The sequence below is a fragment of the Exiguobacterium sp. UBA3968 genome (assembly GCF_002385115.1).
Lineage (GTDB): Bacteria > Bacillota > Bacilli > Exiguobacteriales > Exiguobacteriaceae > Exiguobacterium_A.
Genome location: NZ_DGCW01000008.1, coordinates 40,685 through 62,804 on the forward strand (window position 1 = coordinate 40,685; position 22,120 = coordinate 62,804).

General features: G+C 45.6%; 20 protein-coding genes. 12 read left to right on the forward strand and 8 right to left on the reverse strand.

What is annotated here, in order from left to right:
- From B3S86_RS14135 to B3S86_RS14150, 4 genes are all read right to left on the reverse strand, one after another.
- Window positions 1–1,191 (reverse strand): EAL-associated domain-containing protein, encoded by a 1,191-nt coding sequence (locus tag B3S86_RS14135; protein WP_056063615.1) that lies wholly within the window; start codon window positions 1,189–1,191, stop codon window positions 1–3.
- 72 nt (window positions 1,192–1,263) lie between these two features.
- Entirely contained in the window at window positions 1,264–1,530 is a 267-nt protein-coding gene (locus B3S86_RS14140) for a hypothetical protein (protein ID WP_035412663.1), read from the reverse strand.
- A 106-nt stretch (window positions 1,531–1,636) separates the two neighbouring features.
- On the reverse strand, window positions 1,637–3,196 hold the full coding sequence (locus B3S86_RS14145) for a DEAD/DEAH box helicase (RefSeq protein ID WP_035412660.1): 1,560 nt from the start codon (window positions 3,194–3,196) through the stop codon (window positions 1,637–1,639).
- Between the two features lie 332 nt (window positions 3,197–3,528).
- The gene (locus B3S86_RS14150; protein ID WP_214856486.1) at window positions 3,529–4,383 is read right to left on the reverse strand and encodes a CvfB family protein; all 855 of its coding nucleotides are present in this window, start codon (window positions 4,381–4,383) and stop codon (window positions 3,529–3,531) included.
- Window positions 4,384–4,616: 233 nt separating this feature from the next.
- On the opposite strand from B3S86_RS14150, the gene B3S86_RS14155 reads away from it, so the two are divergent.
- The 7 genes from B3S86_RS14155 (at window position 4,617) to B3S86_RS14185 (ending at window position 12,003) form a co-directional block, all read left to right on the forward strand.
- Window positions 4,617–4,784, forward strand: coding sequence for a hypothetical protein (locus B3S86_RS14155; RefSeq protein WP_023467274.1), 168 nt, complete (start codon window positions 4,617–4,619; stop codon window positions 4,782–4,784).
- A gap of 125 nt (window positions 4,785–4,909) precedes the next feature.
- The gene (locus B3S86_RS14160) at window positions 4,910–5,215 is read left to right on the forward strand and encodes a hypothetical protein (protein WP_035412654.1); all 306 of its coding nucleotides are present in this window, start codon (window positions 4,910–4,912) and stop codon (window positions 5,213–5,215) included.
- Between the two features lie 38 nt (window positions 5,216–5,253).
- Window positions 5,254–5,511 (forward strand): hypothetical protein, encoded by a 258-nt coding sequence (locus B3S86_RS14165; RefSeq protein WP_023467272.1) that lies wholly within the window; start codon window positions 5,254–5,256, stop codon window positions 5,509–5,511.
- Window positions 5,512–5,589: 78 nt separating this feature from the next.
- On the forward strand, window positions 5,590–6,288 hold the full coding sequence (locus B3S86_RS14170; RefSeq protein ID WP_290753926.1) for a lysophospholipid acyltransferase family protein: 699 nt from the start codon (window positions 5,590–5,592) through the stop codon (window positions 6,286–6,288).
- A gap of 1 nt (window position 6,289) precedes the next feature.
- The gene (locus tag B3S86_RS14175) at window positions 6,290–8,191 is read left to right on the forward strand and encodes an ABC-F family ATP-binding cassette domain-containing protein (protein WP_290753929.1); all 1,902 of its coding nucleotides are present in this window, start codon (window positions 6,290–6,292) and stop codon (window positions 8,189–8,191) included.
- A gap of 181 nt (window positions 8,192–8,372) precedes the next feature.
- The gene (locus B3S86_RS14180) at window positions 8,373–10,205 is read left to right on the forward strand and encodes a GGDEF domain-containing protein (RefSeq protein ID WP_290754233.1); all 1,833 of its coding nucleotides are present in this window, start codon (window positions 8,373–8,375) and stop codon (window positions 10,203–10,205) included.
- A gap of 10 nt (window positions 10,206–10,215) precedes the next feature.
- On the forward strand, window positions 10,216–12,003 hold the full coding sequence (locus B3S86_RS14185; protein WP_290753932.1) for a GGDEF domain-containing protein: 1,788 nt from the start codon (window positions 10,216–10,218) through the stop codon (window positions 12,001–12,003).
- Window positions 12,004–12,057: 54 nt separating this feature from the next.
- On the opposite strand, the gene B3S86_RS14190 is transcribed toward B3S86_RS14185, so the two are convergent.
- The 3 genes from B3S86_RS14190 to B3S86_RS14200 are packed head-to-tail and all read right to left on the reverse strand — an operon-like array spanning window position 12,058 to window position 14,328.
- The gene (locus B3S86_RS14190) at window positions 12,058–12,702 is read right to left on the reverse strand and encodes a hypothetical protein (RefSeq protein ID WP_035412639.1); all 645 of its coding nucleotides are present in this window, start codon (window positions 12,700–12,702) and stop codon (window positions 12,058–12,060) included.
- Window positions 12,699–13,871 (reverse strand): DEAD/DEAH box helicase, encoded by a 1,173-nt coding sequence (locus B3S86_RS14195; RefSeq protein ID WP_035412637.1) that lies wholly within the window; start codon window positions 13,869–13,871, stop codon window positions 12,699–12,701. The genes B3S86_RS14190 and B3S86_RS14195 overlap by 4 nt, the downstream gene beginning before the upstream one ends.
- Window positions 13,872–13,899: 28 nt before the next feature.
- Window positions 13,900–14,328, reverse strand: coding sequence for a hypothetical protein (locus B3S86_RS14200; RefSeq protein WP_035412635.1), 429 nt, complete (start codon window positions 14,326–14,328; stop codon window positions 13,900–13,902).
- Window positions 14,329–14,667: 339 nt separating this feature from the next.
- On the opposite strand from B3S86_RS14200, the gene pflB reads away from it, so the two are divergent.
- From pflB to abc-f, 3 genes are all read left to right on the forward strand, one after another.
- Window positions 14,668–16,917 carry a formate C-acetyltransferase gene (gene pflB / locus B3S86_RS14205; RefSeq protein ID WP_290753938.1) on the forward strand — a complete coding sequence of 750 codons (2,250 nt, stop codon included), beginning with the start codon at window positions 14,668–14,670 and terminating at the stop codon, window positions 16,915–16,917.
- A gap of 34 nt (window positions 16,918–16,951) precedes the next feature.
- Window positions 16,952–17,671: a pyruvate formate-lyase-activating protein gene (pflA, locus tag B3S86_RS14210; protein ID WP_035412629.1), complete on the forward strand. Its 720-nt coding sequence runs from the start codon at window positions 16,952–16,954 to the stop codon at window positions 17,669–17,671.
- A 274-nt stretch (window positions 17,672–17,945) separates the two neighbouring features.
- Window positions 17,946–19,646 (forward strand): ribosomal protection-like ABC-F family protein, encoded by a 1,701-nt coding sequence (abc-f, locus tag B3S86_RS14215; RefSeq protein ID WP_290753943.1) that lies wholly within the window; start codon window positions 17,946–17,948, stop codon window positions 19,644–19,646.
- A gap of 70 nt (window positions 19,647–19,716) precedes the next feature.
- Here abc-f and rsgA read toward each other — a convergent pair whose 3' ends face one another.
- On the reverse strand, window positions 19,717–20,766 hold the full coding sequence (gene rsgA, locus B3S86_RS14220; RefSeq protein ID WP_214856470.1) for a ribosome small subunit-dependent GTPase A: 1,050 nt from the start codon (window positions 20,764–20,766) through the stop codon (window positions 19,717–19,719).
- Between the two features lie 273 nt (window positions 20,767–21,039).
- Here rsgA and B3S86_RS14225 point away from each other — a divergent pair, with 273 nt between their 5' ends.
- Window positions 21,040–21,417: a hypothetical protein gene (locus B3S86_RS14225; protein ID WP_290753948.1), complete on the forward strand. Its 378-nt coding sequence runs from the start codon at window positions 21,040–21,042 to the stop codon at window positions 21,415–21,417.
- Window positions 21,418–21,467: 50 nt separating this feature from the next.
- The gene (locus B3S86_RS14230; RefSeq protein ID WP_023467259.1) at window positions 21,468–22,085 is read left to right on the forward strand and encodes a hypothetical protein; all 618 of its coding nucleotides are present in this window, start codon (window positions 21,468–21,470) and stop codon (window positions 22,083–22,085) included.
- Window positions 22,086–22,120: the final 35 nt, after the last annotated feature.

Genomic DNA, 22,120 nt, shown 5'->3' on the forward strand with positions numbered 1-22,120 from the left:
TCATTCACTCAATCGTTCTTGATATAGATAATCTGCGGAGATATCCGCAAATAAGAACATGCCATTGCTGAGCGGCATACTAAACGTCCGCGTTTGTTCACTCGAGCTGAAGTCGACGTACCGTTCCGACAGATATCCGCTATGCCGTCTCTCCATTGCTACCGTCGTCCGGATAAAGTAAGGACGAAAACTCCAGTTGTATCCCTTGTAGAAGGAATACAGTTTCCACTCGCCACTCTTTTTACTGACATTCGAAGACTGTTGGAAGCCATTCGCGTCCGTGATGTAAAACCGGATGAATTCCGGCTCCATCTTCCGGGCGAGCATTAGCAGCCATTGATCGAGATCTTGCTCCGACTTCAAGGACTGACAATACTCATTAAATCGGACTGTCCAGTCTTGCTCCAGTTGGAACAGGCGATTCATCTGTTCCCGATCATATTTATAGAACATCGGGACTTCATGGATCAAGACCTCCATTCCAGGACAAGTCATGACCCATTCCGGCGCAGCCTCTCCTAAAAGATTCCCCATGTAATAGCGTCCACCATGCTGCCACGCATATCGAAGTTGACCAAGATGACTGATGTTTTTATACAAAAGTGGCGCTCCAAGCTGATCACAAAGGTGCTCCATCGTCTGTAAGAGATGCGGATACGATGCTGAGACGGTCTTTTTCTCAATCATTGAAGATAGATCGACGATCAACATATCCGGCGACATCGAAAAGACGCGTTCGAGACTCGTTGCTTCCGCGCGATCCAGCGCTACCTTCAGTCCAGAATTCTGATAGTAAGCGACGATCCGGCCCAGACGATCAAAATCATCGACTTGAACATCCGTCAAAGTAACATACATCCGTTCTTTTGGAAACGACGAGTCGACCGTACGTAAAACATGCAAGAAATCTTCCCCACCGTTCTCAAACAACCAAGCCGGACGACAACGGATCAGGATGAACGCTTGTGTATCGGAGGGTACTTTTTGGAATGCTTGACGGACGACATGTCCCATGACTTCGAGCTGATACTCGATCGGAACATCATCTTCCTGAAAAAATGGTTTTAACGGTTCTCCACGAAAATGGGACTGGATTTCATACCCTTCCACCTTAAAAGGGGCAGCGCCTACGATCGGTTGAAACCACGCCTCTATCTCTTCGGGATGAACGATGACATCTAATGCGTCCATTCTATTCCCCCCTTGTACTCTTGTTCTATCTTAACAAAAAAGGAGCCTCTCTGTAACGAGAGAGCCCCTGTTTTACGATAACGTCGTATCTTTCCGCATAGCGATATACAAATACACACCGAATGTCGCCGTCAAGTAGATGATACTCAGGACACCGTATTGAATCCCAACAGCTCCGCCCTTACCAATGGCCAGCACAAGAAAGATGATGCCACCAAATAATAAGGTCGCTAACGGAATATAACGAAAATGTCCTTTTGTCGTCCGCTCACAAATCTTTTTCGTCGCGACGATCAGTGCAACGAGACAGACGGATGCTGCTACATAAATGGTATACACGAATGATTCAGCCCTCTCCCTATCGTTCATGGCTCATTTTATCATGACCGCTTAGATAAATCATAAAAAAGAACCGACTTGTCTGTGACAAATCGGTTCGAATCGTTTACTTTTCAAAGCGTGGTTTGCGTCCACCACGGTTACGATCGCTTTCGCTACGGTTGCTACGTCCAGCATAACCGCCTTCACGACGATCTGATGAAGAAGATGAACGACCACCTTCACGACGATCGCCACCACGCGGGTTGTTTCCACGGTATCCGCCACTGCGGTTGCCGCTTCCACTTCCACCTTTGTTTCCGTAAGGACGACGGTTTCCACCACCGTTGCTACCGAAACGTTTCACGCGGATTGGTTCGATTGAAGAGATTTGGACTGGTGTTGCATCCGGCTCTTTCGTCAATCCTTTAAGTGCTGCTGAAAGAAGTTCCACTGCTTCGTACTCTTCTAAGAGTTCTTGTGCAAGTGTCGTATATTCTTTTGAGTCTTTTGCTTCAACACGTTTAATGAGTTCTTGTGCAGCAAGCTTCAAGTTGCCTTCTAAGATTTCATCAAGTGTTGGTGCATGACGACGTGACATTTTTTTGTTCGTGACACGTTCGATTGTTTTAATTTGACCGAATTCACGTGGTGTAACAAATGTGACAGCCGATCCTGTTTTACCAGCACGACCTGTACGACCGATCCGGTGAACGTAGCTTTCTGGATCTTGTGGGACGTCGAAGTTGTAGACGTGTGTGACACCAGAGATGTCAAGACCACGTGCTGCAACGTCTGTCGCTACGAGGATATCGATCGTTCCTTTTTTGAAACGACGGATGACTTGGTCACGTTTTGCTTGTGTTAAGTCACCATGTAAACCGTCAGCTGTGTATCCGCGTTGGATCAAGCCTTCTGTCATCTCGTCAACACGTTTTTTCGTACGACCGAAGATGATTGAAAGTTCTGGAGAATCTGTGTCGATCAAACGGCAAAGAACGTCGAATTTTTGGCTTTCTTTCAATTCGATGAATGACTGGTCGATGTTTTCAACTGTCATTTCTTTTGCTTTGACTTTGATGTGCGTCGGAGTCGTCATGAAACGATCTGCGATTTTACGAATTTGTGGTGGCATCGTTGCTGAGAACAAGAGTGTTTGACGTGTTTCAGGAAGTGCACCGAGGATTTTCTCGATATCTTCGACGAATCCCATGTTCAACATCTCATCTGCCTCGTCAAGGATGACCGTTTGAACGTGATCGAGGTTCAACGTCTTACGGTTCATGTGGTCCATCAAACGTCCTGGTGTCGCAACGACGATTTGTGGATTTTTGCGAAGTGCACGGATTTGACGATCGATTTGCTGACCGCCGTAAACAGGAAGTGCATGAACGCGTTTTACTTCACCGATCCGGTTCAATTCTTCAGCTACTTGGATTGCAAGCTCACGTGTCGGAGCAAGGATCAACGCTTGGATGTTGCGTGATTTTGCGTCAAGACGCTCGATTGTTGGGATACCGAATGCTGCAGTTTTACCAGTACCTGTTTGTGCTTGACCAATTAAGTCAACGCCGCTGAGTCCGACTGGAATTGTTTCTGCTTGGATTGGTGTTGCTTCTTCAAAGCCCATTTTTAGGACACCTTTGATAAGTGCCTCACTAAGATTTAATTCACGAAATGTTGTCAATGCTAAATACTCTCCTTTGTCATATGAAAAGCGTCTGCCACTAAACAGACGCTACCGTAACGAATACAATCGACTACCTATTATAACAGAATCTATCCCATAAAGATAGAGTGGTTTCTCTCATAATAATGTTTAGGGAAGTCACCATCATAATCGTTGCCATAAGGGCGAGGGAAAGGCGAAGTGCCCGGACCGTGCGATGAACGTCATCGCGTGCCCCCACTAGTGATGGGGTATATTCAGTAAATGGTCGCCGGTAATCAAACCAGCCGCAACCACCAAAATGATGAATTCCTTACTATCTATTCGAAACGCAGGCTTACTCGGTTTGATTATTGCGTCAACCGAATACCCGTTTCATTTTTTTCTATTTTTTTATCTTTCAACAGGCGACCGAGCGCTCGTTTGAATGCTGCCTTACTGAGACCGAATACTTCATCGATCGTCTCGGGAGCTGTCTTATCACCATACGGCATCTGACCATCATGTTCAAGTAGATGGTTCAGAATCAACTCCGCGTCTGTATCAATGGCTTCAAAGGCACGTGGTCGTGCTGAAAGTAATACTGTACCATCTGGTTTTACATTTGTCACTCGTAATTTCAAGACTTCTCCAAGACGCGGCCAACGTTCCATCTCGCGTTCATGCAAGAATCCGATTGACTGATCGTTGACCCAGACATTGACGCCTGGTTCGCGTTGTGAGAAGACGAGACCTTCGACGTCCATGTTGTTCCATTCTTCTGGAGCTGGCTTCGCTCGTAAGTTGAAGTAAGCATATGGTGCAGGGTCTCCGAGTAAACGAAGCTTTTGATCATGTTTTAGACGAATGAAAAGTTGATCGCCTTCTTCCGGCCAGAACATCCGACGTTGCGGCAAATCGTCAAGTGAGACAAGAACATCTTTTTGAATCCCGATATTCGCGAACACTCCTGTGTTATAGCGTGTCCCATTGATCGTCGTCTTGACGTAGTCTTCAAATGAAGCTTCTGGAATCGTCATCGATGATGCCAAACGTCCTTCATTATCTTGATACAAGAAGACTTCTACTTCATCATCAAGAGCTACTTTTTGTGTCTGTTCATTGTTATGCAACAACACATCTTCATTTCCATCTGTCAAAAACACTCCGAACTCTGCTTCACGTTCTACTTTTAATGTGACAACCTGTCCTGCGCGTAATCCCATTTCGGGTCATCTCCTCTCTCTATTTGAATTGGTTCAAGTTCATTCTTACCATCCTTCTGTTCTTTCCCTACCATACTATACTCTTTTTCTGTTCACCTCTGAAATCGACCCCACGATGACAGTTGTGACATATTTGTGAACGAAACACATTTGCGTGATTTTTTTGAAAAAAAGATATATGATTAAATAACAGGAAAAAGAAGGTTTAGTTTAGGTAAATATGGGGGATAAAAATGTTTCATAATATTCAATCGCGTTCGTTCGCTCGACGCTTCACGAAAACATTGGTTTTTGCATTTTTTGCTTTCCTTGCTACGATTGGAATCGTTTTTGCAGAAGGATCAAACAGTACAGATATGACTCCGAAGACACCAGCGCTTCAGCAAATCGATCGCCCTTAAAATCTACACCTTCCGTGTGGATTTTTTTATTTTTTCCGGACATTTACAGGACGATAAAGGAAAATCAAGTTCAACCTCGAATTAGATGAACACACCTATATTTTAATTTTGAGGAGGAAACGGACGTGCTCTTCTACTTATTCACGACGATTGCGGGTCTCATCACTACATACTTAAGTTTTGTTACCGGTTATTATACAAGTTCGATTGGTGTTTTCGTCTTTACGTTAGCGATTTGCCTATCGTTATCATCGATTCGACAGTTACTCCGTACGTCCTATCTGACTTACATTGAATACATTCAATACCGTCGCGTCAAAAAACAGTACGAACGCATGAAAAAACGAGAACAGTCTTATCAAATTGCCTATCCTAATCGAGATTCGAGTACACCACTTGCATTCTCTGGGACAGACCAGCATGATAAATAAAGAACACGATTTCATCACCTAGGAGGAACAGATTCATTATGAACGAAATCCCTTTATCAAACGGTTGGACACTCCGCTACTCACCTGTCATCGATTTATGGTTGAAGGAAGATGGCGTACTGCTCGTAGATCACGAAGATAAGGTCCGCTTGACTCTCATCTTGGATGAAGAGACGATGGAAATCAAACAGATCGACAACACGAACGCTACGTTCTCCGTTGATCCGACGACACGTCGCCTCACTTTCGAACTTGGAGAAAGCGAAGAGGAATCTGAGCCTCGTTACTGGGAATAATCATGGAGACCGGGTGCGACACCTGGTCTTTTTTTGTACAATAACATCAGCAATGAAAAAAGGAGTTGTCACTTTACCATGATCCGTACTGTCATTTGGTTCATTTATTTTGGACTTGTCTTACCCTGTACCTTACCGTTTTTACCAACCGCAAAACGTCGAACGCATCTCGCGCGCTATGCATTCGTTCAGCGTGTAGCGAGCGCCTGGGCGAACTCTCTCCTCCGACTCGCTGGCGTTCGTGTCCATGTGACGGGGCATGAACATATCCCGGCAAATGAACCTGTCGTGTTCATCTCGAATCACCAAGGAAACTTCGATGTTCCGATTCTACTTGGAAAAATCGATAAACCAAAAGCATTCATCTCAAAAATCGAAGTGAATAAAATTCCAATCGTTAATGTCTGGATGAATCTGATGGGGTGTGTCATGATTGACCGAAAAGACCGACGCCAATCACTAAAAGCGATCCGCTCTGGTGTCGACACGATCAAGGATGGACAATCAATGATCATCTTCCCAGAAGGAACACGTTCAAAAGGCGGACCGATGGCGGAATTCAAAGCAGGAAGTTTTACCCTTGCGACATCAAGTGGCGCACGCGTCGTACCAGTCGCGATTTCAGGTAGTTATCGTGTCATGGAGGAAACGGGTAAGATCCGTCCGGCTACAGTCGAAGTCACGATTTTGCCGTCGATTGACCCGAGCGCGATGACACAGAAAGAACTCGTCCAGACGGTCGAACATCAAATCAAACAGATTGTAGAAGGTGTCTAATATGTTAATGAAAGTAGAAAATCTCAAAAAAGAATTTGCCGATAAAATTGTCTTCGAAGATGTCACGTTTTCTGTCTCTCCTGGTGACCGGATCGGTATCATTGGCGTCAACGGTACCGGTAAATCGACCCTCCTGCACATTCTAGCAGGCAAAGAAACAGCAGATGCTGGTACGATCCATCATCCAAATGATTATCGGATCCGTTTGCTATCGCAAACGACCGATTATCCGGAAGATCGGACTGTCATGGAAGTACTCCTGTCGGGTGACACACCAACGATCAACGCGTTGCGCCACTACGAAACGGCACGACTAGCGCTCGAACAGGATCCGACAAGTGAGACGTTACTCAACCGCTTCATCACGGCGCAAACCGAGGTTGATGCCGCGCAAGCGTGGGACACGGAATCGCGTTTAAAGATGATCTTAAACAAACTCGGCATCCTCGACTTGAACGCGTTGATCGGCTCTCTTTCCGGAGGACAACGTAAGCGTGTCGGACTCGCTGAAGCCTTACTCGATGAAGCTGATCTCCTCCTGCTTGATGAGCCGACGAACGAACTTGATGCCGAGACGATCAGCTGGCTTGAGACTCAAATCAAGGAATACCGTGGTGCGATTCTACTGATCACTCATGATCGCTATTTCTTGAATCGTGTCACGAATCATATGATGGAGATCGCAAATGGAACAGCTTATTTCTATGTCGGAAACTATGAATCGTTTCTTGAAAAACGTGCCGAACGTCGTGAACGGACGGCTTCTATGGAGGAAAAACGTCAAAACATCCTCCGTCGCGAACTCGCTTGGTTGCGTCGCGGAGCAAAAGCACGGACGACGAAACAAAAAGCCCGGATCCAGCGCGTGGATGCTTTACAAGACCTTTCTTACGAGGAAGAAGAAGCGACACTTGAAGTACAGGTCGGTTCGACCCGCCTCGGCAAGAAAGTCATTGAAGCATATGACGTCTCGCACCGATTTGGTGAACGGACACTTTTTGAATCGTTTGACGCTCTGATCGGACGCAAAGAGCGGTATGGCATCGTTGGTCGAAACGGTAGTGGAAAATCGACACTTCTTTCAATTCTCGCGAAACGCTTAGAGCCAACAACGGGTGAGATCATTCACGGCGAAACGGTGAAGATCGGTTTTTACGGTCAATTCGCCGAATTCACGCATCCCGAACGCCGCGTCATCGATGAGGTCGAACGGATCGCAAAAGTCATTACGACACTCGCCGGTGAGGAGATCACAGCAAGTCAGATGCTCGAACAATTTCTCTTTAAACCGGAAGCACAATATAAACAAATCGGCAAGCTTTCTGGTGGCGAAAAGCGACGTCTGAAATTGTTAACGATTTTGATGGAAGAACCGAACGTCCTCTTCCTTGATGAGCCAACGAACGACTTGGATACCGAGACCTTATCCGTACTAGAAGATTATTTAGAATCATTCCCAGGTACTGTCATCACAGTCAGTCATGATCGCTACTTCCTCGATCGGGTCGTCGATCGCCTGATTGCATTTGAAGATGGAAACATCATTTTTTATTACGGACAATATACAGACTATCTTGAGCAAATGGCAGCACCCGTTCCCTCAATCGTCGTTGAAAAAACGGCAGAGGTTGCTACAGCACCAAAAACAGAGACGCCAAAGAAACTAAGTTATCAGGAACAACAAGATTGGGCTATCATTGAGCAACAAATTGAAGAGAGTGAAGTTGAACTAGAGCAATTAGAGGCTGATCTCGCTTCAGCAGGAAGTGATCTCGGAAAGGTCAATGAATTGTATCAAGCCATCGAAAAGACCAAAGCGACGCTTGACGAGCGAATGGAATATTGGACATATCTTTCTGAAAAAATCGAGGTATTTGAAAACCATCGCCAATCTAATCAGTAAATCCGATAAGCGGAGTTCTTCACTTAGAAGAGTTCCGCTTTTTTTTATGAAATAGAAAACATCTCTTACTTTTATTTTTAATTATGAAAATAAATGTGAATTCATATTAGATATCGGGTAATGTTATAGCATATTTCGTTTTGGAGGAAGGCTTGCGAAAGGAGGAGTTCTAGTGAAACGGATGGTTCAAAACATCTACCCTATCGTCGCATTCTACTTAGTCATTACTTACATACTGCTCTGGCTATTGCCACAAGACCTTTCGTTACAACTCTCGGCAGTCATTAGTTTAAGCGGTTCTTTCATGATTTTCTTATTTAGTCGGTCGACGGCTTTCAAACAACCTTCCCTTCCGTACAAGTGGTTATCCATCGCCTTCTTCTCTTATTTTTTGGGCGATTTCCTGAATATGATTGGACGTTTCTTTCAATGGAACGATGTCAATTTGAACGTCTTGCTGGATTTACCTTATACGATTCATTTGACAATGATGGTCCTTTTCTTTTTCCGACAATTAGATTTGACATTATTCAAAAAACAAAAGTTATTGATTCTTGATTCCTTGACTTTATTCGCTGTTTCAATGATTGCTGGATATATCGCTATTTTCCGCTTTGTTCCCTCTTATACGCGAACGACACTCGAGCAAATCAGTTGGACATTTTATGCCTTCTTGACAATTTTGTTGACGCTTTTCTTTTTTTTACTCTATGCGTCTGGGTTAAGACGGAACGTATCACGATCAGGATTTATCTTTCTTGTCCTCGGAACATTCATTCTCGGCATGACGAACTTCGTGTTTTATACCTTGTTATTAAACGGTGAACCGCAAATATCGGGTCTATTGCTTCCGCTATATCCACTTAGCGGTCTGTTCCTCATCGCCTTTCTGAACACACGTACACTTCCCATTAGTCGTGAGGAGCAAGCAAATCTCATTCGAGTCGAGACACTTACGCGTTCACTGTTGGTTTACATCTTATTATCTGCGCTGATTCTTTATATTACGTTTTTTCCTGTCTCTCGAACCTTCTTCTTGTTGTCTATTGGTATTACGTTTTTATTATTTTTAACACGGCAGCTTTTTTCATACCGGGAAAATCTTCGGTTGTTACAGGAAACAACGGCATTACAAACGAATCTAGAAGACATCGTTCATCAAAAAACAGAGTTGCTACAGTTGCGTGAAAAAGAACTGACGTCACTTTTTTTGTCTTATCCAGAAATCGTTTTTGAAATCGATGACATGTATCAGATTCGATCCGTCAATCCAGCCGCTGCAGAAGCAGGATGGAATGATTTACCGCTCGGACCGAGTCAACGTCGTCAACTTGATCGGCTCATCCCGTTGCTTCAACAAAAGCAGTCGACCTATCCTGCTCACCTCCTACATGTACCTGCTACGGACGAACATCCAGAAACCTTTTTGAATACGACAATCATCGATATTCCACATCAGCAACGCTATTTCGTCGTCTTAGCGGATGTCACAGAAGACTATCAACAGGAAGTATGGCTAGAACGTATGGGATACCATGACTCACTCACTCGTTTACCAAACCGGCGTTACTTCGAGGAGCAACTCTATCTAACTCTGCCAACGCTAGATTATGGCTCCTTATTATTCATAGATTTGGACGGATTCAAACAAATCAATGACACCTATGGACATGATGTCGGTGATTTACTGCTACAAGAAACAGCAACGCGTCTTCAATCAATGACGACGCCAACTGATCTCGTCGCACGCCTTGGTGGAGATGAATTCTTGATCTTCATTCAGGCATCTGCCTCGGAAACTCGACAGTTTGCCGAACACGTTCTCGAAATCCTAAATTATCCATTCTATATCAACACGTATATGCTTCATATCACACCATCTATCGGAATTTCCTTATACCCTGAAGACGGTAAGAGTTCAGAACAGTTATTGATTCGGGCAGACGAAGCCATGTACCAGATCAAGAAGAACGAGAAAAATAACTATATGTTCGCTGTCCACATCAAACGTTAGGAGGGATCCCGTGCTTAAATCAAACTACTTCATCCGTTGGTTCCCTGCCATGCTCGTAATCTCTTTTATTCTAATGATCCTTACTACATGGACTCCTTCCATCTCTAATGGGATTGTCGAACAGGTACTTCAGTATGTATCACTTGGGTTGATCGCTTACTTCATTCTTACGGCTTATCGTAAGGAACAAATATTAGTCGTACCCAGACGAAATTTCTGGCTGATTGCTTTAGGATCACTGGTTTTATCCTATATCGGTTCCATTTTTGAGACGTTACGTTTTGTCTATTCAGACTTTCCAATTCCATCTATTTATAGCCTGATTTTATTTTCAATATCCCATTACGTATTCTTATACGCGATTTTTTACCGAATCATCACAAAACGAACACTCGGACAACATGTACTTGCTTTCGTTGATGCCGCGATTATCGTCATTTTCATTGGACTTGTCGCATTCCATGTCCTCAATGAACTGACGAACCCTGGGCTTCAGACTGTTCCTTATGCCATCATCGTCATTACGAACACATCACTCGGTTTGTTCGTTTTTTTCTATTTTACGTTCATCCAAGAAACACATTGGGTATCACGGATGGCCTTATTTCTATTATTCTTATCCATTTTCATTCGTGGTATCTATGAAGTCTCTAGTGTCTACTTCCCTGATTTTTCAGCGAATTATCTGGTGTTCTTCCCGATATTGATTCGTTTGGCGCAAAGCGCAGCTATTCTATGGCATGTTGATCATATTGAAGAAGGAACTGCTCGAACGACGGTCATTCCCCGTTCGTGGCTTCCTTTACTGGCCATCCCTTTGTTCATCCACTACATGGTGGAACAAGAAGGTGGAAAACTCGACATCTTTATCATCTTATTCCTACTAATCGTTCGACAAATCTTGATTGCCCGTCAACATGGGTTGATTGTCGCACAATTACACGAACGAAATGAACAACTCGCTTCACGCATTGAACATCGAAAACAACAAATCCAAGATAGTGAACAACAGGTCATTCCACTCTTCCTCGGTCATCCTGATCCGATGATTCGACTCGATCAGTCCGGCACTGCGCTGTACGCGAATTTAGCTGCCCAACGTCTGTTTCATTTGCCAGATATGACGATTGAACATGTTCCTCGTACGATGCGTCATATGTTAGAAATGCTCGAAACGAACGTTGATGAGTATGAGGATGAACAAAGTCGACGCTATGAAATCATTGATATTCCGATTCAAATTGCCGCTACCTCGATGGGACGATTCACGATTTTACATGATGTCACGGAAAGCAAAATTCGTCAAAAGAGAATCGAATACCATGCCTATCATGATGCTTTGACTAATATCGGAAACCGTCGTTCCTTAGAACGAGATTTCTCAAATCGACTCTCCGATAAGAATTATCTTGCCTTAGTCGATTTAGATGGATTTAAGCAAGTCAATGATACGTATGGTCACGAGGCAGGAGATTATGTATTAATTGAAGTTGCGAAGCGATTGAGCGAACATACAAGTTCTTCGGAATCCGTGTATCGCCTCGGTGGAGATGAATTCGCGATCCTTTTACAAGCCGATGATGAACTCTCCTTACGCCGAAAATGTAAATCCTTTTTACAATTTTTAAGACGTCCCTATGTCTACAAAGGACAATCTTTATTCGTTTCCGCAAGCATCGGAGTGACAGCGTGTCATGAGGCCGATCTTGAAACATGTTTAAAGCAAGCCGATCTTGCCATGTATCGCGTGAAACATCGGGATAAGAATGATGTCGCTTTATATCGAGCGGACCCATGAAAAAAACCTAGGACATATGACTTTTTGTAGTCAACGTGTCCTAGGTTTTTTGAGTTATTCTTCTGGTCTTGGTGCAATGTTACCTTCTTCGATATCGAGGAGCAAGTCGATTAATTCCGCACAAAACTCTGGATATTGACGAAGTAACGCGTCTTCTCCCACTTCATCCACGAAGTCCGTCAACAAAGCGAGGACTTCTGGTACTAATGCGCGCGCTACCTTCATGTAGGCAATCGCAAAGCGCCACTTCCCAGAAATATAGAGCAGTTTCCCAATCAACAGATCCCCCGGTTCGACTTCGATCTCAGCCAAATCCGTTTGATACGTCTGTTTCGACATTAAATCAACAACACCATCTGCATCGACTTGAAACAGCGACGGCATCGGGTCAGCTAATCCACGCAAGGCGCGATAGAGACTAGGTGATAGCTCGTCTTTTATCTGCTCGAGAAAACGACCGTGCGGTGTTTTTCCTTGATCATCCGTTTCATAGAAGATCGCCCAGTCAACGAATAAGTCCCGGAACAATTCAGCATCTTTTAAATACCAACGTCCTTCTGTCGCAATCTCTTCAATGAAAGCGACCCAGTCCGTACTGCGTGCTGTTGCTGCTTCCTGATACATTTTCTTCAAGGCTGCATTCATTTCCGCTTCAGAAACCGTCGTCGGAAATGGAATTACTTTTCGATCGTTCTTCATTTCGATCGCCCTTTCCGGTGAGGAGTAGCCGGTCGCTTAATCGTCTGAGGAGCTGTGAATTCACGTTTCGGAATGACTTCTCCGCGGTAAATTTCCATTGGCTCCATCTCGACGCCCATTTGCTTTGCAAGTGTTTTTAAGTGTTTTAAATCTTGATCCGTGACAAGTGCAAGTACCATCCCGTTTGCGTTTCCGCGTCCCGTCCGACCTGAACGGTGTACGAAATCGTCAAGCGACTCCGGTAAATCGTAATGGACGACGTGTGTGACCGCTTCGATATCAAGCCCACGCGCCGCAAGACCTGTCGTGACGAGTAAAGGAAACTCTCCCTTTTTATAAGAACGCAAGGTCTCCATCCGCTCTCGTTTTCCTTTTTCAGCATCTAAAATCCGGTATTTCAGTGAGAATTTACTCAACTCGCCATTCAATGGTCCAAGGAATGAGCGATTGTTGATGAATGTCAGCACTTTTGATCCTTGCATGTTCGCCAGACGACGTAACAATTCCGGTTTCTGACGACGTGAAGTCTCCAAATAACCGAATGTCACTTGTGTGCTGACGGCACGCTCAACACGAATCGTCTCAGGATCATTCGCAAGCGTCCGTCCCCATTCTGCTGTCCGTTCCGGCAATGTCGCTGAGACAAATGCCAGTTGTCGATCGCGTAGCGCACTATTTGCGATTCGCGTCGCCGAGTCACTCATGCCACTTTCATAAATTTGATCCGCTTCATCTAAAACAATCAATTTCACCTTATGCATCTTCAGCTTCTTCGAATCAATCAACTCGACGAGACGTCCCGGTGTTCCGACGATGATTTGCGGCTTTTTCTTCAATCGTTCATATTGTCGCTTTAATTCAACACCACCAATGAATGCACCGGATTTGATACCACTTCCTTGAGCAAATAATTGAATGACTTGATGAATTTGCATGACGAGTTCCCGTGTTGGTGCCGTGATGACGACTTGCACGTGTGGCTCTTCCACTTCAATCTTTTCTAAAGCTGGAATGACATAAGCAAGCGTCTTCCCTGTTCCTGTCGGCGCTTCAGCTAGGACATCTTTTCCTTCGCGCAACAACGGAATCGCTTGTTCTTGAACAGGCATCAACTCTGTAAAGCGCGCCCGTTCCCATGCTTCCTGTAAAAATGGTTTTGTAAAGTTCATAACGATTTCTCCTACTCTCTTAATTCCATCATGCCGTTACGTATTCGACATGATCTCCTGATGCATCACGGTATCCCCGTAATGTCTGTGTATATTCATTTCCTGCGTCGAGCAATCGGATGTGGAACCGGACTTCTTCTTCACCAGCTTCTTCCTTTAAAATCTCGAAGCCTTGGATGACACGATCCTGTAATTCTGCAGCGAGTGCCGGATACACGGCAAGACTCGCATACGTCGCTTTTACGTCCACGGGACGGCGAACAAGCGCAATCCAGTACGATTCATCATAGCCGATAAAGTCTTCATAATCAAAATCATCTTCAAACCGAATCCAGAATCCATCACCTTCAAATTCTGTGATCATCCCAGTTCGCGTCGAACCTTCCGATCCGATTTTCAGCGAGACCCAGTCTCCCGACTGATAATCTCCTTGTTGCGTTAATGACACATACTCCATTTGGCACACCTCCACGTTCTATGTTCCCTTTTTCATTGTCAACGATACGTCCTAAAAACACAAGATACCGTAACGTGACATTCCTCACAGTTTCAACTGTGCTAGTGGATCTTTTTCAAATCAGCTCATACAGTTTCGTGAAACTCTTGATTTACCAGACTTCAACTGTTTTTTAATCTTCACTCTTTCATAAGTACAGAAATAAGGAAAGCCCGTCATATCAACGTTTGTTCACTTGTTAAAATATTCACATGAACGTAAAGGGAATCTCTACCTCCTTTTGTTACACTATTCACATAAGGAACTGATCATTAGCTCAATTTTAAAGGAGTGGTATCCATGTTATTAGAAAAAACGAGTGCCTGGGCAAACTTTACGTCTGGCGAATGGATCAAGACAATCGATGTTGCAGACTTCATCCGGCTCAATCGCACGGAATATACAGGTGATGATCACTTTTTAGTCGATCCGACGCAAGCGACGCAACGGCTTTGGCAACAAATTCTACAGTTGACGAATGAAGAACGACAACGTGGTGGTGTGTATGCCGTCGATGCCAAGACACCATCAACGATTCTCTCGCATGATGCAGGGTATCTGGATCCCTCTCTTGAAAAAATCGTCGGCTTACAGACGGATGAACCGTTCAAACGTTCAATTCATCCGAACGGCGGGATTCGGATGGTGAATGATGCCTTAGCTGCGTATGGCTTTGAAGCAGACGAGACCGTCACGAAAATTTTCAGCGATTACCGAAAAACACACAACCAAGGGGTTTTTGATGCTTATACTCCAGAGATGCGCGCCGCGCGTAAAGCCGGTATCATCACAGGATTACCAGACGCCTATGGACGTGGGCGGATCATTGGCGACTATCGTCGTGTCGCTTTGTACGGAACAGCACGTTTGATTGAAGAACGTAAGCGAGACTTGAAGGCACGTGGCGGCTTCCTCTCTGAATCGATGATCCGCGACCGCGAAGAAATGAATGAACAATTGCGCGCATTAACGGAATTGACCGAGCTTGGAACTCGCTATGGTTTTGATCTCTCCCGCCCTGCAGAAACAGCACAAGAAGCATTCCAGTGGGTCTATCTTGCTTATCTTGCTGCGATCAAAGAACAAAATGGTGCAGCTATGTCACTCGGTCGAGTCTCGACGTTCCTCGATATTTATGTCGAACGTGATCTTGCGACCGGCCGCTTGACGGAAGAAACAGCACAAGAGCTCGTCGATCATTTTGTCATGAAACTTCGGATCGTCAAATTCTTACGAACACCGGACTATAACGATCTCTTCTCTGGCGACCCGACGTGGGTAACGGAATCGATTGGCGGGATGAGTGAAGATGGTCGATCAAATGTCACGAAAAGTTCATTCCGCTTCTTACACACGCTCTCGACACTCGGTCCGGCACCTGAACCGAATCTAACTGTTCTCTGGTCCACTCAGCTTCCACGCGGATTCAAGGAATTCTGCGCGAAGATGTCGATCATATCAAGCTCGATTCAGTATGAGAACGATGATTTGATGTTGCCGGTTTATGGGGATGATTACGGCATCGCTTGTTGTGTCTCCGCGATGCGGATCGGGAAACAGATGCAGTTCTTCGGTGCTCGAGCAAACCTTGCAAAAGCATTACTTTATACAATCAATGGCGGAATGGACGAGAAGCTCAAAATTCAAGTCGCCCCAGCCACACCATTGATGCTCGACGAAGTACTCGATTACGAGACAGTCATGGCGGCTTACGATCGTCAACTCGATTGGCTCGCAGAACTGTACGTCAACACACTGAATGTCATCCACTACATGCATGATAAGTACAGTTACGAACGGATTGAAATGGCTTTACATGATCCGGAAATCTTACGGACGATGGCATGCGGCATCGCTGGTTTATCGGTCGTCGCTGACAGTCTATCCGCTATTCGTTATGCAACAGTCCGCCCGATCCGAGATGCGGATGGGATTGCAGTTGATTTCAAGATCGAAGGTGAGTTTCCAAAGTTCGGGAATAACGATGAACGAGTCGATCAGATGGCGGTTGATCTCGTGACGCTGTTCATGGAGAAAATCCGTAAACATCCAACGTATCGAAATGCGCTCCCGACACAGTCTGTCCTGACGATTACTTCAAACGTCGTCTACGGTAAGAAAACAGGAAATACACCCGATGGACGCCGTGCGGGTGAACCATTTGCACCCGGTGCTAACCCGATGCATGGACGTGATACCCGTGGTGCTATCGCTGCTCTGACGTCTGTCGGGAAACTACCATATGAACATGCGCTCGATGGTATCTCCTACACGTTCTCGATCGTTCCAAAAGCACTTGGTAAGGAGGAAGCAACACGTATTCGCAATACGGTCGGATTACTTGACGGATATATGGGTGGTACGACTTCAAAAGGTCATCACTTGAATGTCAACGTCTTCGACCGTGAGACGTTACTCGATGCCATGGAGCATCCAGAACAGTATCCACAGTTAACGATTCGGGTTTCCGGTTATGCCGTCAACTTCATTAAACTGACGCGTGAACAACAGATTGATGTCATCAATCGTACGTTCCACGGTTCTCTCTAAAATGATGTGTAGTATGTGAAAGGAAGTGAGCAGAATGACCTATGGTATGATCCATTCCGTTGAATCATGTGGAACAGTCGATGGTCCTGGCATTCGATTCATCGTCTTTACGCAAGGATGTCCACTACGGTGTCAATACTGTCATAACGTGGATACATGGGAGTTCGGTTGCGGACAGCGTGTCTCAGCAGACGAAGTCGTAAAAGAAGCGATCAGCTATCGCTCCTTTTTCGAGGCGACGGGTGGCGGAATCACCTTCTCTGGAGGTGAACCGCTCGCTCAGCCAGAGTTCCTAGAGGCTGCTTTAACAGAAGCGAAGCGGCATGGACTGCATACGGTCATCGATACCGCTGGATCCGTCGTCCCGAAAAACATCGACGCCATTCTCGATGCGACGGATTTGGTTCTGCTCGATATCAAGCATATCGACGATGCTGCTTGTCGCGTCTTGACTGGACGAAGTAACGCCAATACACTCGCCTTCGCAAAACGCCTAGCCGAGCGAAACATTCCCGTCTGGATTCGCCACGTCCTCGTTCCAGGTATTACGATGTCGGAACATTTCCTCCGTCAGACCGGCGAGTTCATCCGGACGCTCGGAAACGTCGAGCGCGTCGAGGTACTGCCGTATCATCAACTCGGAGTCTATAAGTGGGAAAACCTTGGTCTTGCTTATCCGTTAACTGATGTGCTTCCCCCTTCACGAGAAGAAACAAACGCTGCGCAAACCCTACTTGAATCGTACTTGTGTTAACGTTTCCAATTTGTTACAATGACATCATAGATTATGAACAGGAGGTACAACACCGAAATGAAGCAATCACTCGTACACGTCGCTTGATGAATGAAATCATCTCTTTCGCAATGCAGTTGCGGATGTCTGACGCTACGAGTCTGCTCTTTTTCGGTGTGACCATCCTCTGGTCATCGCCTTCTTTGAGTTACACTCCGGCACACCATCCGCTCGCTTCGGATGGTGTGTTTTTCATTTCATCTTATCGGAAATGAACACTAAAGGAGCTGCTTTTATGCCTACTGAAACACTTACGATCCAACACCTATCGATGGACTACGACGAACGACGCCTTTTCTCGGACGTTTCTTTTCATATTCATACCGGTGAACATGTCGCCTTAATCGGTCCGAACGGCATCGGAAAAACGACACTGTTACACTTGATCGCTGATCAACTTCAACCGACTGACGGTTCGATCAAGCGTCATTACAAAAAACTCGGTCTACTATCACAACACTTTGTGGCGGGCGATCACACCGTTCTTGATGTCGTCGAACGAGCGGATGCGGTTCGTTATCAACTTCGCGCTAATGCCATGAATGGTGACTTGACGATTTATCAACAAGCAATCGATCAGGACGCCTTCTCGCTGGAAGCAGATGCAGCACGCGTCTTAAAAGAAGTCAAATTAGAGGAAGCACTCTGGACACACAAAGCATCCAGTTTAAGCGGTGGTGAACAGACGCGCCTCCAACTTGCCTGTCTGCTTCTATCACGACCTGATTTCATCATTCTCGATGAACCGACGAATCATCTGGATCAAGAGACACTCGAGTGGCTCACGGAATGGGTCAACATGTCACGGACCTCGATTCTCTATGTCTCACACGAACGATTCTTCATCGACGCAACGGCTGATGCCGTCATTGAATTATCCGAATCAGGGGCAACGCGATACAGCGGAAACTATCAGTCCTATAAAAAACAAAAGGAACATCAAGCTCTGTCGCAACAACGAGCGTACGAAAAACAAGAACGCACCCGTAAAGAGCTGACACGCATGATTCAAGGATACCGGCAATGGCATCAAAAAGCTTCGGATCAAGCTAGTGAACGCGATCCATATGCGAAAAAGAAAGCCGCCAAACACGCAACAAAGGTCAAAGCAAAAGAACAACAGCTTGAGCGCTTACTGGAGAATCGTGTTAAAAAGCCAGAGGTTGCACCGACTGTTCACGTCGCATTTGAACATGAAGCGATTCATGCGAAGCGACTCGTTTCGTTCGAACACGTCACGTTTAGATATGAGACGAAAACCATTCTAAACGATGTCTCATTTTCAATCGATCGCGGTGACCGGATTGCTGTCATTGGACCGAATGGAAGTGGGAAAACGACCTTACTGCGTCTCATTGAGGGCGAATATGCTCCTAATCAAGGGACAGTCATCCGCCATCCTCGATTAAAAACCGGCTATTTTTCACAAGCTCTTTCCCATTTACCGACATCCGGTACGTTGTTAGAGGCATTGCTCGAGTTCGGCACGATGAGTGAAACGGATGCCCGGACACTACTCGCCTGTTTTTTATTTCGACGTGATGATGTTTACCGGTCGATTGCCGACGCCAGTATGGGTGAGAAATGTCGAATCGCCTTTTTACGCCTTTATTTCTCTGGTGCTCACTTGCTTATTCTCGACGAACCGACGAACTATTTGGATCTTGCGACTCGTGAACAAATCGAAGCCGCCCTCGATGTCTTCCCTGGTGAGCTCCTCTTCGTCTCTCACGATCGTTATTTTACCGATCGGCTATCGAACCGGACGTTTGACTTAACGACTGGATTCAACGATCATCCAGACGGAACTGCCGTGGTAAGAAATGCACGCCGAAGTGACCCTGAAGCGACTCAATCCGATCTACATCGTCTTGATGCTTTGACAGGTGATGTGCCGTTCGATACAGAAACAAATGAATCACTTTCAAAAGAATAACAAAAAAAGCATCTGCATAGAAAAAGAGACTCCTGTTTCCATTGCAGATGCTTTTCATATTTCAGTCGTATTACCGCTTTTGATACTTCAGTTTCGTATGCGCTTGTGCCTGCTTGTGGATTTTTTTCCACTTTTCTTTCTCCGCCGCCTGCAACGCCACGTTTTGCTTACGTTCCGTATAGGCGATTTCTCGTTTTAGCTTAACGAAGCTGTTCCAGCGCTCAGCAGATAGCGTTCCATCTTCTAAAGCTGTCCGAACGGCACATCCTGGTTCCTTCTCATGTTTACAGTCTCGAAAACGACAGTTTTCAGCAAGCTCTTCAATATCGGAAAACGTCGACGATAAACCGTCACTTCCATCCCATAAGGCCAATTCTCGCATCCCCGGTGTATCGACGAGTAATAAACCGTTCGCCAGTCGTTTCAGTTCGCGATGTGTCGTCGTGTGACGTCCGCGTTCATCGTCTTCCCGTACGCCACCCGTCTCCATTAACTGTTCTCCAGCTAAAGCGTTGACGAGCGTCGACTTCCCAACGCCGGACGATCCGACTAACACGATCGTTTGCTTGACTTGTAACTGGGCACGTAGTTCCTCTAATCCGTCACCCGTCAAAGAATCAACGGCAAGGATCGGTGTTCCGAACGCGACTGCTTCAACAGCCTGCAGTTCTATTTCGATCGACGGCATCAAACTTTTTTTCGTCAGGACGATGATTGGTATCACCCCTGCATCCCAAGCAACCGTTAAATAACGTTCCAGTCGACGGACGTTGAAGTCATGTCCAAAAGCCATGACGAGCAAGGCAACGTCGACATTCGCGCAGATAATTTGTTCCTCGGTCTCCGTCCCTGCCGCTTTTCGGGAAAATTGAGACGACCGTGGCAAGACCCGTTCGATTCGTCCTTTGCCTGGCTCTCGCTCTGTTTGAATGATCCAGTCTCCAACCGCTGGCAATTCAGCTTTCGTTCCTGATTGAAAACGCAGCTTACCAGACAGTTCGCTAAGTGATTCTCCTGTGTCCGTCATGACACGATAATGCGTTTGGTAGACGGCCGTGATTCGTCCCAGTTGTTCTGTTCCTGTCGTTTCGTAGACAGGTGGTGTACCCCATTCGTTCAAATGGTTTCCTCCTCTGATTTAAGGGAGGGAAACCCCTCCCTGGTTTTCGACACATGTTACTTTTTTAGCGTTGATTGTTGCACTCATCAACATCACTCCTCTCGATTCGATTCCTTTATAGAATATCATATCAATCAATGTTTCTGGTAGCGCTTCCCTCAAAGTCAGACCTTCTCTCCGCCTTAAGCCCGAGAGCAAATACGGTCCAAAGAGCGTCGTACGAACAGAAGGACTTCCGTATTATAAAGGTATCAACACAAGGGAGGCTTCCTCATGAAGCAATCGAAAGGAAAACAATTGGTGATGATTCTTACCGGACTCGCATTACTCGCCGTTGTCATCGGAACATTACCACATATGATCGGACTTGGTTTAGGGGCATTACTTGCGTTCTATTCGATCAGTAAGTTCATGCAATCGAACAAATGGCCAGCGAAACTCGGTTTCGGATTTCTAGCAGCCATCGGAATCGGACTTGCCCTCTCAAACATCTGGGCAGTCATCGGAATCGCAGCAGCCATCGCATTGTACGTCGGTTACATGCGTATGAAACTACAGCGTGTCAATGTTCAAGATCTCTTTAACCGCCGCCGTACGTCAACAACACATTTTGAAGCTGACTGGAAAGACTTAGACGAAAAACGATTCTAAATTTAAAGATAATACCCATACTGTTTACCACTTTCAAGGAGGAATTTTTCATGAAAAACGTGTTTGATCAACTCAATGATTTTGCGACACAAATGATGACAGAAGTCAAAAAAGCCGCTGAACAGGGCGAAGTACCTGCTAAAAAGCTCGTTCGTCATATTCGATCTACAGAAGCTGATTTAAAAGAGATTGATCGACTACTTGAGCGTCAACGGACATTATTGCTGGAACTGACTCAAAAGCAGGAAGAAGCGAAGGATTTAGCCGATAAACGCTTCAAACAAGTTGAAATCGCAAACGAAGCCGGTGAACAGCAACTCGCCGAACGTGCTGCCATCGAATCGAAACATTACGGAGAGCAATACCGGTTCTTCGAAGAACTCGTCGCTGAAACGAAACGCGAGTTAAATGAGCTTGAACGTGAAGCCCTCGAATTGAAGTTGAAGCTCGAAGACCTACAGAACAAACGGTACGAATGGATGATGCGCGAAAACGTTTCGAACTTAAAAAACAAGATGAACCAGGTGCTAGATCGCGAACCAAATGCTACTATAAAAGAAGAAGCACATCCGTTCACGGCGGAAGAACCTGAAGCAAAACAACCAGCCGTTGATGAAGATGATATCGATGCGCGTATCGCTGAACTCGAACGCCGCATTCACCAATAAGCAGTTCATGACGAAGGAGGCGTATGCCTCCCTTT